The 13,224-nt window shown below is 59.5% G+C and carries 15 protein-coding genes; 10 read left to right on the forward strand and 5 right to left on the reverse strand.

The features are described from left to right. The first annotated feature begins 107 nt into the window (after window positions 1–107). The 4 genes from VQ071_RS03360 (at window position 108) to VQ071_RS03375 (ending at window position 3,980) form a co-directional block, all read left to right on the forward strand. The gene (locus tag VQ071_RS03360) at window positions 108–1,550 is read left to right on the forward strand and encodes an extracellular solute-binding protein (RefSeq protein WP_340512452.1); all 1,443 of its coding nucleotides are present in this window, start codon (window positions 108–110) and stop codon (window positions 1,548–1,550) included. Window positions 1,551–1,640: 90 nt separating this feature from the next. Then, window positions 1,641–2,522, forward strand: a complete 882-nt coding sequence (locus VQ071_RS03365; protein WP_340512453.1) for a carbohydrate ABC transporter permease — start codon at window positions 1,641–1,643, stop codon at window positions 2,520–2,522. Further along, a complete protein-coding gene (locus VQ071_RS03370) occupies window positions 2,522–3,352 on the forward strand; it encodes a carbohydrate ABC transporter permease (RefSeq protein WP_340512454.1) in 831 nt (276 codons plus the stop codon). The genes VQ071_RS03365 and VQ071_RS03370 overlap by 1 nt, the downstream gene beginning before the upstream one ends. A 100-nt stretch (window positions 3,353–3,452) precedes the next feature. Next, window positions 3,453–3,980, forward strand: coding sequence for a DNA-deoxyinosine glycosylase (locus VQ071_RS03375; RefSeq protein ID WP_340512455.1), 528 nt, complete (start codon window positions 3,453–3,455; stop codon window positions 3,978–3,980). 77 nt (window positions 3,981–4,057) lie between these two features. Here the strand turns inward: VQ071_RS03375 and VQ071_RS03380 are convergent, their stop codons facing one another. From VQ071_RS03380 to VQ071_RS03395, 4 genes are all read right to left on the reverse strand, one after another. Continuing rightward, entirely contained in the window at window positions 4,058–5,176 is a 1,119-nt protein-coding gene (locus VQ071_RS03380) for an HD domain-containing phosphohydrolase (protein WP_340512456.1), read from the reverse strand. Window positions 5,177–5,314: 138 nt separating this feature from the next. After that, window positions 5,315–7,111: an oligoendopeptidase F gene (pepF, locus tag VQ071_RS03385; RefSeq protein WP_340512907.1), complete on the reverse strand. Its 1,797-nt coding sequence runs from the start codon at window positions 7,109–7,111 to the stop codon at window positions 5,315–5,317. A gap of 242 nt (window positions 7,112–7,353) precedes the next feature. Then, window positions 7,354–7,536, reverse strand: a complete 183-nt coding sequence (locus VQ071_RS03390) for a hypothetical protein (protein WP_340512457.1) — start codon at window positions 7,534–7,536, stop codon at window positions 7,354–7,356. Between the two features lie 35 nt (window positions 7,537–7,571). Continuing rightward, window positions 7,572–7,805 (reverse strand): hypothetical protein, encoded by a 234-nt coding sequence (locus VQ071_RS03395; protein ID WP_271749117.1) that lies wholly within the window; start codon window positions 7,803–7,805, stop codon window positions 7,572–7,574. A 248-nt stretch (window positions 7,806–8,053) separates the two neighbouring features. Between VQ071_RS03395 and VQ071_RS03400 the strand changes: the two genes are divergently transcribed. The 3 genes from VQ071_RS03400 to VQ071_RS03410 all read left to right on the forward strand — a co-directional run bounded on the left by VQ071_RS03400 (window position 8,054) and on the right by VQ071_RS03410 (window position 9,671). After that, window positions 8,054–8,665: a class I SAM-dependent methyltransferase gene (locus VQ071_RS03400; protein ID WP_340512458.1), complete on the forward strand. Its 612-nt coding sequence runs from the start codon at window positions 8,054–8,056 to the stop codon at window positions 8,663–8,665. A gap of 169 nt (window positions 8,666–8,834) precedes the next feature. Next, the gene (locus VQ071_RS03405; RefSeq protein WP_340512459.1) at window positions 8,835–9,032 is read left to right on the forward strand and encodes a cold shock domain-containing protein; all 198 of its coding nucleotides are present in this window, start codon (window positions 8,835–8,837) and stop codon (window positions 9,030–9,032) included. Between the two features lie 111 nt (window positions 9,033–9,143). Beyond that, a complete protein-coding gene (locus tag VQ071_RS03410; RefSeq protein WP_340512460.1) occupies window positions 9,144–9,671 on the forward strand; it encodes a hypothetical protein in 528 nt (175 codons plus the stop codon). Here VQ071_RS03410 and mnmA read toward each other — a convergent pair. Then, window positions 9,596–10,726 (reverse strand): tRNA 2-thiouridine(34) synthase MnmA, encoded by a 1,131-nt coding sequence (gene mnmA / locus VQ071_RS03415; RefSeq protein WP_340512461.1) that lies wholly within the window; start codon window positions 10,724–10,726, stop codon window positions 9,596–9,598. The genes VQ071_RS03410 and mnmA overlap by 76 nt on opposite strands. A gap of 319 nt (window positions 10,727–11,045) precedes the next feature. Between mnmA and cymR the strand changes: the two genes are divergently transcribed. Genes cymR through VQ071_RS03430 form a run of 3 tightly spaced genes read left to right on the forward strand, consistent with a single transcriptional unit; the run spans window position 11,046 to window position 13,224 of the window. Further along, window positions 11,046–11,465 carry a cysteine metabolism transcriptional regulator CymR gene (gene cymR, locus VQ071_RS03420; RefSeq protein WP_340512462.1) on the forward strand — a complete coding sequence of 140 codons (420 nt, stop codon included), beginning with the start codon at window positions 11,046–11,048 and terminating at the stop codon, window positions 11,463–11,465. Between the two features lie 22 nt (window positions 11,466–11,487). Continuing rightward, window positions 11,488–12,657, forward strand: coding sequence for a cysteine desulfurase family protein (locus VQ071_RS03425; protein ID WP_340512463.1), 1,170 nt, complete (start codon window positions 11,488–11,490; stop codon window positions 12,655–12,657). Window positions 12,658–12,687: 30 nt separating this feature from the next. Beyond that, on the forward strand, window positions 12,688–13,224 hold the full coding sequence (locus VQ071_RS03430; protein ID WP_340512464.1) for a PRC-barrel domain-containing protein: 537 nt from the start codon (window positions 12,688–12,690) through the stop codon (window positions 13,222–13,224).

Consider the following 13,224-nt stretch of genomic DNA (forward strand, 5'->3'; position numbering starts at 1 on the left):
TATAGGATTGTATCCCCAAGTTAGGGGTTTAACGTCCTTACATAACGCCGGATTCAATCTACAATGAAGAAGTCAACAGCACACCAAACCATTGGGAGGGTCAACTAGTGAAAAAGAAACTGACTTCCGTATTGGCCGCATCGGTCGCCATGTCCGCCGTTCTGGCAGGCTGCGGCAGCAATAACGACAACAACAACGCTGCTTCCCCGTCCGCAAGCGCATCCGCCAGCCCGAGCGCCTCGGCATCCGCTTCGGCTTCGCCGTCTGCGAGCGCATCCGAGCCGGCGAAGGTAGATCCGTTCTCGATGACCGTGCGTCACATTCAGATCGGCGAGCCGCGCAAATTCCGCCTCGCGATCCTGAACAGCGTTCTCGACAACGTCAAGAAGGACGTGCCGGAAGTAACGTTCGAGCTCGACGGCGTCGAAGACAGCGTCAACCGCTTCACGAAGCTGCCCGCCGAGATGGCCGCAGGCAACCCGCCGAAAATCTTCTCCCTGTTCGCCGGCGCGGGCGACGCGCAAAAGTACGCGAAGGCCGGACGTCTGCTCGACCTGACGCCGATCATCGACGAGCTGGGCCTGAAGGACAAGTTCCTCAGCGTCCTCGATCCGTGGTCCGTAGACGGCAAAGTATACGGCCTGCCGATCGGCGGCAACACCGAAGGCGTATTCTACAATAAAGACCTGTTCGCCAAGTACAACCTTGAAGCGCCTACGACCTGGGACGCGCTGATCAAGGCGGCCGACACCTTCAAGAAAAACGGCATCACGCCGATCGCCGTCGGCTCCAAGGCCGGATGGGTGCCGAATATGTTCGTCAACACGCTCATCGGCCGCATCGCCGGCGAGAACACGAATGCAGGCTTCATCACGGGCGAAGCCAAGTGGAACTCCCCTGACGTCGTCTCCGCTTACCAGCAATACGCGGACTTCGAAAAAGCGGGCTACTTCACGAAGGGCGAGCTTGGCAAGACGTACGACGACATGCTTAACGACTTCATCGCAGGCAAAGCCGGCATGATGTTCGACGGCTCCTGGAGAAACTCCGCGTTCACGGATCAGAAGGATGCCGAAGGCAAGCCTGCGATCGGCGCCGCATTGGCCGGCAAAGTGTCCTACATCGCGCTCGCTCCGGTGCCGAACGGCAAGGGCGACCAAACTGCGATGAACGCGAACTACGCCGAAGGCTACGGCTTCTCCGCCGACCTGAACGACAGCGAGCTTGCCGTCGTCAAGTCGTTCATCAAAAACCTGTATTCCGACGAGATGCAGCTTCGCGGCCTGCTCGAGGACGGCGTCCTGCCTTCCATGAAGCTGTCCGACGAATCGCTCGCCAAGGTCACGAACCCGCTGCTCAAGGAAGTGCTTGACGCGCTGAAAAACGCGAGCAAGACGTTCCCGCACTTCGACCAAATCGTTCAATCGAAGGTATATTCGGAGACCGAAACCCAGCTCCAAAAGCTGATCGCCGGCAAGGCGACGGCGCAGCAAGTGGGCGACGCCATCCAAAAAGTACAAGACGCCGAAAACGCAGCGTCAGCCAAGTAAGCTCGCACCGCAGAAGCGAAGAGAAGTCTCCGCCCGCCCCGCGTGGGCGGAGACTTTTTATTCGCCGCTAACGGAGCAGGGGGAGGAACTATGAAAAGCGCACTTAAAAATCCCTATATATACTTGATGTTCGTGCTGCCCACGATCGTCCTTTATTTCATGTTTTTCATTTATCCGACGATTACGTCCTTTTATTACGGCTTCACCAACTGGGACGGTCTGAACGACAAAGCGTTCATCGGATTGGACAACTTCGTCAACGCCTTCAAGGATGCGGAGTTCCGCAATTCGATCTGGAACAACCTGATCATCTTGCTGTTCTCCACCTGTATCCAAGTCCCGCTGATCGTCATTTTCTCGCTGCTGATCAGCAGCGTGAAGCGGTTCCAGGGCTTTTACAAGACGACGGTCTTCATGCCTTCGATTCTCTCGACGTCGATTATCGGGATTCTGTGGGGCTATATCTACAATCCGGATGTGGGGCTGCTCAACAGCATCTTGAAAACTTTCGGCGTAGATACGATCTACTGGCTGGCAGAGCCGAAGTTGGCGATGTTCTCCATTCTCGTGACGAATGCCTGGCAGTGGATGGGCTTCTATATCGTATTGATCCTCGCCGCCATCCTAGCGATTCCGAAGGATATCGACGAGGCGGCGATGATCGACGGCGCGACCGGCGTCCAGCGCGCCTGGTATTTGACCGTGCCGCTCATCAAGCCGATCATCAATGTCGTCATCATGCTGTCGATTGCGGGCGCGCTGCGCGTCGTCGACATCGTCCTCGTCATGACGGGCGGCGGCCCTGCCGGCAGTACGGACGTCATGGCCTCCTACATGGTCAACAAGGCGATCAAGTTCGGCGATTACGGCTACGGGTCGGCGCTGTCGATCATTATTTTCGCCATCGCGCTCATTTTGACGGCTCTCTACCAGCTGCTGATCGCGAGAAGACAGGAAAGGATTGAATACTGATGCCGGCAACCGCCAAAAAAGCCATACCGCATATTTTCATGCTCGTTTACGTCGTCATCATTCTCGTCCCGTTCCTGTTCGTTCTCTTCTCCTCGTTCAAGCTGGACAACAATGAGATCACGCAGCATCCGTTCGGCCTGCCCAAGAGCCTGTCGTTCGACAATTACAAGGAAACCTGGGTCAAGGCCAAGATCAGCGTTTACTTCTTCAACAGCTTGTATCTGTCGCTCAGCTCCGCGGTCGTCGGCGTGTTCCTGGCGTCTGCTACGGCGTTCGCGCTGACGCGGATGAAGCTGGACACGCCGAGCCGCTGGATTTATCAATTCGTGCTGATCGGCATGCTGATTCCTGGCAACGTCCTGTTCATCGCTCAATACTTCCTCGTGCGCGATCTGCACATCCTGGACACGCACTGGGCGCTGTTCCTCCCGTACACGGCGGGCGCGCTGCCGTTCAGCGTGCTGCTGCTGTCGGCGTTCATGAAGTCGATTCCGCATGAGCTGGAGGAAGCGGGGACGGTCGACGGTATGGGGGCGATCCGCATGTTCCTCAAGATCATTTTGCCGCTGTCTATCCCGTCGCTGGTCACCGTATTCATCGTCAACTTCCTGGGCAACTGGAACGAATACTTGCTCGCCAACTTCTTTATCAGCAAAGATTCGCTACGTACGCTGCCTACCGGCATGGTCGGCTTCCGCGATATGTTCCAGATGAACTACGCGCTGATCTGTACGGGCATCGTATTCAGCGTGCTGCCGGTGCTGCTGCTGTATATGGTTCTGCAGCGTCAGATTATCGAAGGACTCACCGCGGGCAGCGTCAAGGGCTGATCTCCGCCTCCGCCTCTGCGCATACTGAAGGCAACCTCGCTCCTTGAGGTTGCCTTTGCCGTCTTGCCATGACACAATGGGGAGACGGAGGTGACGCTTCATGACACAGACCGGCAGAGTGTTCTCGCTGCCTCCGGTCGCAGACGCGAACTCGCGGATACTGGTGCTCGGCAGCATGCCGGGAACCGCATCGCTCGCGGCCAGCCGCTACTACGGACATCCGCGCAACCATTTTTGGCCGATTCTCTACAGACTTCACGGCGCGGATACGCCACATGAGTCCTACGAGGATCGGCTTCGTTTTGCGCTTGCGCACGGCTTCGCGTTATGGGATACGATCGCTTCCTGCGAGCGGGAAGGAAGTCTGGACGCCGATATCCGTGACGCCGCGCCGACCGACATACCCGGTTTGCTGCGGGCTTCCCCCGGTATCAGAGTCATCGTGTGCAACGGAGGGAAGTCCTACGATACGCTCAAAAAGCATCACGGCGGGAAAGAGGAGATCGAGAGCCGCGTCGTGCTGAAGCTGCCGTCGACGAGCCCGATCCCGACGCGGCAGCATCGGGGCTTGGAGGAGAAGGAGGACACTTGGCGCCAGGCGCTCGCGCCATATATCGTCAAGACCTGACATAGGTAAGAAGGGCATGAGACCGGCCAGGCGAGTCGAGGCGTTCGGTACAGATGCGATTTTCATGCGGGGAGCGTTTAAGCTTCGGTGTCGTTCAGCCGATCCCGTATTTCCACCAGCTCATCCAGCTTTTCGAAAAAAATATCGACGATCCGGGGATCGAAATGACGGCCGCGCTCCTCGCGGAACAACCGCTCGATGCGGTCCAGGGGCCATGCGGCCTTGTATACGCGCTCCGCGCTGAGTGCGTCGAACACGTCCGCCACCGCCGTGATTCTCCCGAATATATGTATAGCATCGCCCGAGAGGCCGTTCGGATAGCCGCTGCCGTCCCATTTCTCGTGGTGCTGCTCGGCGATGATCGAGGCCGCGGACAGCAGCTCCCGGCGCGAGCTGCGCAGCAGCTGGTGGCCGATCCTCGTGTGCGATTTGATGATGTCGTACTCCTCGTCGGTCAGCTTGCCCGGCTTGTTGAGGACGGCGTCGGGAATCGCCACCTTGCCGATATCGTGCATCGGGGATACGTCGCGCAGCATCTCCGCTTCGCGGTCGGACAGCCCGCAAGCCTTGGCCAGCACGTACGAATACTCGGCGACGCGACGGACATGGTTGCCCGTCTCCTTGGAGCGGATCTCGCCGATCTCGCCCATGGTGGAGATGATCTCCCGCTGCGTGTCGGCGATCTCCTGGTGGAGCATGACGGACTCAAGCGACTTGCCCGCATAGGAGGCCGCCAGCGACAGCAGGTTCATGTCGTAGTCCGTGAACTTGCCCGCCTCCGTCATCTTGTTGATCGCCTGATAGGCGCCGATCGTCTGTCCGTCGTTGTTGCGGAACGGAATCGTGATGATGGACTTCGTCTGATAACCCGTCCTGCGGTCGTTCTCCGCATTGTGCCGCGGATCGTCGTAGGCATCCTCGATAATGATTGGCTCTCCCGTGGCGATCGCATGGCCGACCAGGCCCGAGCCGATCGGTATGCGGATCTCCTTCACACCGTGGGCGACCGTCGTGTACAGCTCGCCGCTCGCCTCGTCGATCAACCAGACCGTGCAGCGGTCGGCGACGATCATCTCGCGCCCCATGTTGGCCATCAGCACGAGAACTTTGTCCAGCCGCGACTCGCTTGAGATCTTGGCCATGTATTCGAATATAATGGTCAGCAATTGTTCTGACGACAGGTCCTTCAGCAGCATTCGGCTCCACTCCCCATGAGCATTCCGTCTATCTATTCGTGTCGATCGTGCTCGATTCCTGCCGTCTTTTGGTACTTTGGTATAAAAAAAGAACGCCCGCCATCGGCGGGCACTCCCGGGAAGCTTCATATATAGGTCTTAGTTCCCTGTTAACTTCTCCATTTGCTCGATCAAGCCTTCGAACACGCTGAGCGCCTGCTCGATCGGCTCCGGCGTGGACATATCGACGCCGGCCTTCTTCAGGATGTTGATCGAATAATCGTTGCCGCCGCTCTTCAGGAAGCCCAGATAACGGTCGACCGCGGGCTGCCCCTCGCTCAGAATCTGCTTGGCGAAGCTGGTGGCGGCGGAGAACCCGGTCGCGTATTTGTACACATAGAAGCTCGTATAGAAGTGGGGGATGCGCGCCCATTCCATCGCGATATCCTTGTCCACGACCATGCCCTCTCCGTAATACTTGACGTTCAGGTCGTAGTAGATGGCGGACAGCTCTTCGGGCGTGAGCGGCTCGCCGCTTTCGGCCTTTGCATGCACGATCTTCTCGAACTCCGCGAACATCGTCTGGCGGAATACCGTCGTGCGGAACTGGTCCGCATAGTAGGTGAGCAGGTACATTTTTTCTTTCGGGTTCGTCGACTTGTCGAGCAGATAATCCATCAGGAGCGCTTCGTTCAGCGTCGATGCGACCTCGGCCAGGAAGATCGTGTACTGCGCATCGCGGTACTCGTTGCTCTCGTCGGAATAATACGAGTGGAGCGCATGCCCCATTTCGTGCGCGAGCGTGAACATGCTGTTCAGGTTGTCCTTGTGATTCAGCAGCACGTAAGGATGTGTGCCGTACGCGCCCCAGCTGTAGGCGCCGCTGCGCTTGCCTTCGTTTTCGTAGACGTCGATCCAGCCGCCGTCGAAGCCCTCCTGGAGCACCTTGCGGTAGCTGTCGCCGAGCGGCTTCAGGCTGTCGTACACCGTCTTCTTGGCGTCCTCATAATCGATATCCATGTCGAACTCCTCGACCAGCGGCGCGAACAGATCGTACATATGGAGCTCGTCTACCTTGAGCAGCTTTTTGCGCAGCTCCATGTAGCGGTGCATGAGCGGCAGATGCTTGTGGATCGTCGCGATCAGATTGTCGTAAACGCTGACCGGGATGTTGTCGCCGAACAGCGACATCTCCAGGGCGGACGGATAATGACGGGCGTTCGCGTAGAAAAGGTTTTTGGTGACGTTTGCGTTGAAGGTTGCGGCCAGCGTATTGCGCCATTTGCCGTATGTGTCGTACACCGCCTTGAAGGCGGCCTCGCGCACGCTGCGGTCGCGGCTCTCGAGGAACTGGATATACCGTCCGTGCGTGAGCTCGACTTCTTCGCCCTTGTCGTTTTTGACCTTGGGGAACTTCATGTCCGCGTTGTTCATCATGCCGTAGATCGTGCTCGGTCCCTGCGACAGGTTGCCGACCTGGGCGAGCAGCGATTCCTCGCTCTTGGAGAGCGTATGCGGCTTCTGCCGCAGCATCTCCTCGAGCGTGCGCCGGTATGTAGGCTTAACCGAAGGATCCGCGATGATGGCCTTAAGCTTCTCCTCGGACAGGCTCAAGATTTCCGGCGTGATGAACGACGTCGCCTCACCCGCTTCGACGCTCAGCTTTTTCGCCTTTTCGGAGAGCGCCTGGTACTTCGAGTCGGCCATGTCCTCATGGCTGCGCATATTCGCGTATACGTAGAGACGCTCGGTCAGCAGGGACAGCTCGTCGTCCTTGGCGAAGCAGTCAGAGATCGCAGCTGCGTCGACCAGCTTGCCCTGATAAGAGGCGATCTCGCCGATCTGGCTTCGCGCCTGGGCATACTCGCGATCCCATTCCGCCTGGCTCGCATAGATGTCTTCCAGATGCCAGCGATGCCCGGCGGGCACCTCGCTGCGTTTTGGCACTTCATTCATCTTGATTGGCCTCCTCGGTACGTTGGATTCGCGGCGGGCTTCGGCCCGCGCGTCGATCGTCTTGCTCTCGCCTCTGGCGGCGGCTTCCCGCGCGGGCTGCGGGGAGCAGGCTGCGGCCAGCAGCAGCGCTGCGGCCAGTGCAGCCAGCGGCCTTGCTGCTCTACTCATGAACGGACCCCCGTATGGCACGAATGGCAATCCGTTCTAGTATGTCCCGCGCGCCCGCGCTTATCAGGCCGACGTCAAGCGCGGCCGGCAGTGAAGAAGGCGTATACGATCAGAAAAAAAGCGAACGCCACCAGCAGCAGCGAGACGATCGCAAGTCCTCTCTTGAGCTTGGCGGGCACGTGATCGCGCTGCCAGATCAGCACGGCGGCGAGGCCGAACGAAGTTATGGCGAATATGAGCGTGGCTGTGTAATCCATGAAGCTGCGACTTCCTTTCCCGGGCTATATGCCTGTCAGACGTTGCGCAGGCTGTTCATAACCTCCGCAAGCTGCTGCTCTCCGCCGGGGAAATCCTCCGCGACGAGTCTTCTCTCCGCCCAGTGCATCATCTCGGGACGGCTTAAAAACTTGTGGCATTCCTCGCCCCATTGGTCCGAGATCTGGCGTACGACCAGCGTCTTGCCCTGAACCTCCACGGTCAGCATGTTGTAGTGGTCGTTTTTGTAAATTACGTGTTTGGCGAACATGGATAAACGCCTCCCGTCCGGCAGCGATGTGCCGTTAATAATACGGCGAAGCCGCTATTCTTGACTATAGAAGAGATGGCGTCAGAAATCAATGTCGCTGCGGCTTGCGGGCAGGAAAATACGTCCAAAAAGACGATTGACAGAAATGGAGTGCGGTGGCAAAGTGGTAATAACCCGCAGGGGTTACGGCTGTCGGACAGCCGAGACGAGCATAGACGAGTCTGACGAGACGAGAGGAGATCAGGAAAATGAAAAAGCTCGCTTACCCCCAGGCAGGGGTCGCTTCAACCTGTCGTTCGTTCGAGGAATACGAGCGGATGTTCGGTATCGATGCCGGACAGCTATCCGGACAAAAGGTGCTCGATGTCGCAGGCGGCGCATCGTCGTTCACGGCCGCGCTCTGCGCCCGGGGCATCGATGCCTATGCCGCAGATCCTTTCTACGCAGGGAGCAGGGAGGAAGTCATCGCCGCGGCGGAGCGGGAGATCGACACTTCCTCGGCCAAGCTTGCCGCCATGGCGCATATATACGATTGGAGCTACTACGGGTCGCCCGAGCGGCACAGGCGGCTGCGGGAGGCGTCGCATGCGATGTTCGCTGGCCACTTCCGATCGGCGGAGGGCGGCGGGAGATACATGGCGGCGGGCTTGCCCGACCTTCCTTTTGAGGACGGCACATTCGGACTTGCCGTTTGCAGCCATTTTCTGTTTTTGTACGCGGAGCAGTTTGGCGAAGCATTCCACGCTGCCGCCCTGCGCGAGCTGCTGCGGGTGACGAGACCCGGCGGCGAGGTGCGCATCTATCCGCTCGTCACGCTGTCCTGGGAACCTGGACCGGCTGCTGGAAGGACTGGCGGTTGAGGCGGAGGCGCGACTGGTTCCTTGCAGCCTGCCGTTCGTACCGACCGAGAGTATGACACTCATTCTTCGGAAAAATGAGACATAAAATTCACATATTGCGTCTTGACAAGGATTCCGCTATAATGATGACATTCGCCGATTTACGGCGAGATTTTAGGAGGTTTTTCATTTGAGAGGAACAGTTAAGTGGTTTAACGCAGAGAAGGGCTACGGCTTCATCTCGGTAGAAGACGGCAACGACGTATTCGTTCATTTCTCCGCTATCCAGGGCGACGGCTTCAAGACCTTGGACGAAGGCCAAGCGGTAGAATTCGACATCACCGACGGCAACCGCGGACCGCAAGCATCCAACGTCGTTAAGCTGTAAGCACCGCCTGCGCGGCCGCTCATTATAGCACGACATCGTAAACAAAGAACCTCCGGCATATGCCGGAGGTTTTTTGCGTGCAGCTGTCGCGCGAGGTCATCGCCTCTCGTAGTGGAGGCGATGGGGCTGTACGCGTTGGCGGAGCTGGCATCGCCTCTTGTAGTGGAGGCGATGGGGCTGTACGCGTTGGCGGAGCTGGCATCGCCTCTTGTAGTGGAGGCGATGGGGCTGTACGCGCCTCCGGAGCGATCATCGTCTCTTGTAGTGGAGGCGATGGGGCTGTACGCGCCTCCGGAGCGATCATCGTCTCTTGTAGTGGAGGCGATGGGGCTGTACGCGCCGCCGGAGCGATTATCGCCTCTTGTAGTGGAGGCGATGGGGCTGTACGCGCCGCGGGAGCGATCATCGCCTCTTGTAGTGGAGGCGATGGGGCTGTGCGCGCCGCCGGAGCGATCATCGCCTCTCGTAGTGGAGGCGATGGGGCTGTGCGCGCCGCCGGAGCGAGCATCGCCTCTCGTAGTCGAGGCGATGCCAGCTTCTCGCGCCCCCCGCGCCGCCCCCGCTCAGCCGCGTCCCGTCAGCGCCGCCTTGTGGACGCGCTCGATCGTGCCGCCGCCGAGGCAGGTGTCGCCGTCGTAGAATACGACGGCCTGTCCGGGCGTGATCGCCTTCTGCGGCGCGTCGAATACGACCTCGAAGCTGCCGTCGGGCTGCGGCGCGATCGTCACGCCCTGATCCGGCTGGCGATAGCGGAACTTCGCGGTGCAGCGCAGCGGTCCTGCCGGCATCGTGGGCGCGATCCAGTTCACGTCGCCCGCCGTGAGGCCGTGCGAATACAGGATCGGATCGCGCTCGCCCTGCACGACATAGAGCACGTTGCGCTCGAGATCCTTGTCCGCGACGAACCAGGGTTCGCCCGTACCCGAGCCGCCGATGCCGAGACCCTGGCGCTGCCCGAGCGTGTAGTACATCAGGCCGTCGTGACGGCCCTTGACCTCTCCGGTGGTCGCATCGATCATGTCGCCGGGCTTGGCGGGGAGATACTGGCTCAGGAATTCCTTGAAGTTGCGCTCTCCGATGAAGCAGACGCCCGTACTGTCTTTTTTCTTGGCCGTAGCCAGGCCCGCCGCCTCGGCGATGCGCCGCACTTCGGGCTTCGGCAGATGGCCGATCGGGAACATCGCCCGCGCCAGCTGCGACTGGTCGAGCGCATGCAGGAAGTAGGTCTGGTCCTTGTTGCCGTCGATGCCGCGCAGCAGCTTGTACTCGCCGTTCTCGCACGTCACGCGGGCATAATGGCCGGTGGCGATGACATCTGCGCCGAGGTCGAGCGCCTTCTGCAGGAACTCTCCGAACTTGATCTCGCGATTGCACATAACGTCGGGATTCGGCGTGCGGCCTCTGCGATATTCTTCCAGGAAGTACGCGAATACTTTGTCCTTGTACTCCGCTTCGAAGTTGACTGTATAGTAGGGGATGCCGATCTGATCGCAGACGCGACGCACGTCCTCGGCGTCAAGCTCCGCCGTGCACACGCCATTTTCGTCGGTATCGTCCCAGTTTTTCATGAACACGCCGATGACGTCGAAGCCCTGTTCCTTGAGCAGCAGCGCCGTCACGGACGAATCCACGCCTCCGGACATGCCGACGACGACACGCGTGTCGGAAGGGTTGGCAAATCTGTGTTCTTTCATTATAATAATCACTCCTGCGCTAGCGAATGGGATATGCCGTGTGAGGCATTTCTCATTGTAGCACAACTTGGAGGACGGCGCAGTGGCGTCGGCCGCCGCAGGAAGGACGCCGGATCGGGCTGCGGAGCCGCACGCCACCGCACGCGACATTGCAAATTCCATGAATATGTCACCGATTTATTGTCCACAAAGAAGGATGTTGTGATAACATAGATGTGGAATGGGGATACTCCCTTTTTTTTGCATCCAAGATTACGTTCGATCAAATATAAAAAGAGATGAAGCTGCGCCGTTGTCTCGCGTGGAATGAGGTGCCGATATGAAGATATCGACGAAGGGCCGTTATGGATTGACGATTATGATGGAGCTGGCCGCCAAGTTCGGCGAGGGACCGATCTCGCTCAAGAGCATCGCCGAAAAAAACGGATTGTCCGAGCATTATCTGGAGCAGCTGATCGCTCCGCTGCGCAACGCCGGTCTCGTGAAAAGCATTCGCGGGGCATACGGCGGCTATGTGCTGTCCAAAGACCCTGAAGGAATAACGGCAGGCGATATTATCCGCATACTCGAAGGGCCGATCAGTCCGGTCGACTTCACCGAGGAGGATGACGCCGCCAAGCGCGATCTGTGGCTGCGCATTCGCGACAGCATCGCGAGCGTGCTCGACTCCACGACGCTGTCGGATCTCATCAACTTCAAGGATGAGGGCAAGCCCGACAGCTACATGTTCTATATTTAGCAGGATTTAGCAGGGAGAAGCGATGGAGCCAACCTACATCTACATGGACCACGCGGCCACGACGCCGATGCATCCGGAGGCGCTGCAGGCGTATCAACTGGCGGCGCTGCAGACACCCGGCAATCCGTCGAGCCTCCATCGCTGGGGGAGGCAGGCGCGCAGCCGCATCACCACCGCGCGGGATTCGCTCGCGCGGGCGCTCGGCTGCCGGCCGGACGAGCTGCTGTTCACCGGCGGCGGCACCGAGGCCGACAACGCCGCGCTGTTCGGCGCGGCCAGGGCGCAGCGCGCGCGGGATCCGCAGCGCATCGGCATCGTGACGACGGCGGTCGAGCACCATGCGGTGCTGCATGCCGCCGAGCGACTCGCGGCCGAAGGCTTCGCACTCACTGTGCTGCCGGTCGACGCCGCCGGCCGCGTATCCGTCGCCGACGCGGAGGCTGCGATCGGTCCTGCCACCGCCGTCGTGAGCGTCATGTACGGCAACAACGAGACGGGCACGCTGCAGCCGGTCGCGCAGCTCGGCGAGCTGGCGCGCCTGCACGGCGCCGTCATGCACTGCGATGCCGTGCAGGCGCTCGGCTACGCGCGCATCGATCTTGGCGCGCTGCCCGTCGACCTGCTCAGCCTGTCCGCCCACAAGATCGGCGGACCGCAGGGCGTGGGTGCCCTGTATGTGCGCACGGGCACCCCTTGGGAGCCGCTGCTCTACGGCGGCTCCCAGGAGCGGCGTCGCCGCGCGGGCACGGAGAATGTGCCCGGCATCGCCGCCTTCGGCGCGGCCGCGCAGCTCGCCGCGGATACGCTGGACGCACGGCGCGAGCAAGCCGAGGCCGTGCGCGAAGCGCTGCTCGGCGGGCTGCTCGCGCGGCTCGGTCCGGGAATCGTCTCGGTGCATGGGGACCCCGATTGTCAGGGGCGACTGCCGCATATACTCAATATCGGCATCGAAGGCGTTTCTAATGAGACTTTGCTGATGAATCTGGATTTGCAGGGGATTGCCGCCTCCGGCGGGTCTGCATGCACCTCAGGCTCGCTGCAGCCGTCGCATGTGCTGACCGCGATGGGACTTGCGCCTCATTTATGCAAAAATTCGGTAAGATTCAGCTTCGGATTGGGCAATACTATCGAACAAGCGGACAAAACGGCTGAAATAACTGCAACCATTGTCGCGCGATTGCGTAAGAGATAACAGGCGAGAGCCTAATCACGCGAGGGCGATATGAATCGAAGCTTGCAGCAGAGCATCGGCCTGCCGGTATTGCTTCCCAGCGGGAAGCGGGTCGGCCGCGTGCTGGACATCGGATTCGACGAATTTTGGGAGGCCGAGTATGTCGTGCTGGACGGCAGCTTCGGCTTGCGCCGCACAGTCCGCATCGTGAAGTGGCGCGATATTGTTACATACGGCGAGGATGCGCTTGTTATCCAAGGCAAGGAGTCGATCCGCCGCATGTCGCGCAAAGATTTGCAGCGGACTTTCCATACCGGATTGATCCAAATGCGCGAGCTTCCCGTCTATACATTGGAGGGCCAGGAGCTCGGACGCATATCCGATGTTTATTTTCGCAAAACCGCGGGTACACAGATAGCAGGCTATGAGTTGACGGACGGATTGCTCGCGGATGTGTTCGAGGGTCGGCGGCGTCTCTACCTGCCGGACGGACCCAAGGACTTGACATTGGGCGAGGACGCAATCCTCGTACCCGCATCATATGAACGAATTATGGATAGAGACCTTAACACGGAAAGTGACAGGTGA

The organism is Cohnella sp. 56 (assembly GCF_037963805.1).
GTDB lineage: Bacteria > Bacillota > Bacilli > Paenibacillales > Paenibacillaceae > Cohnella.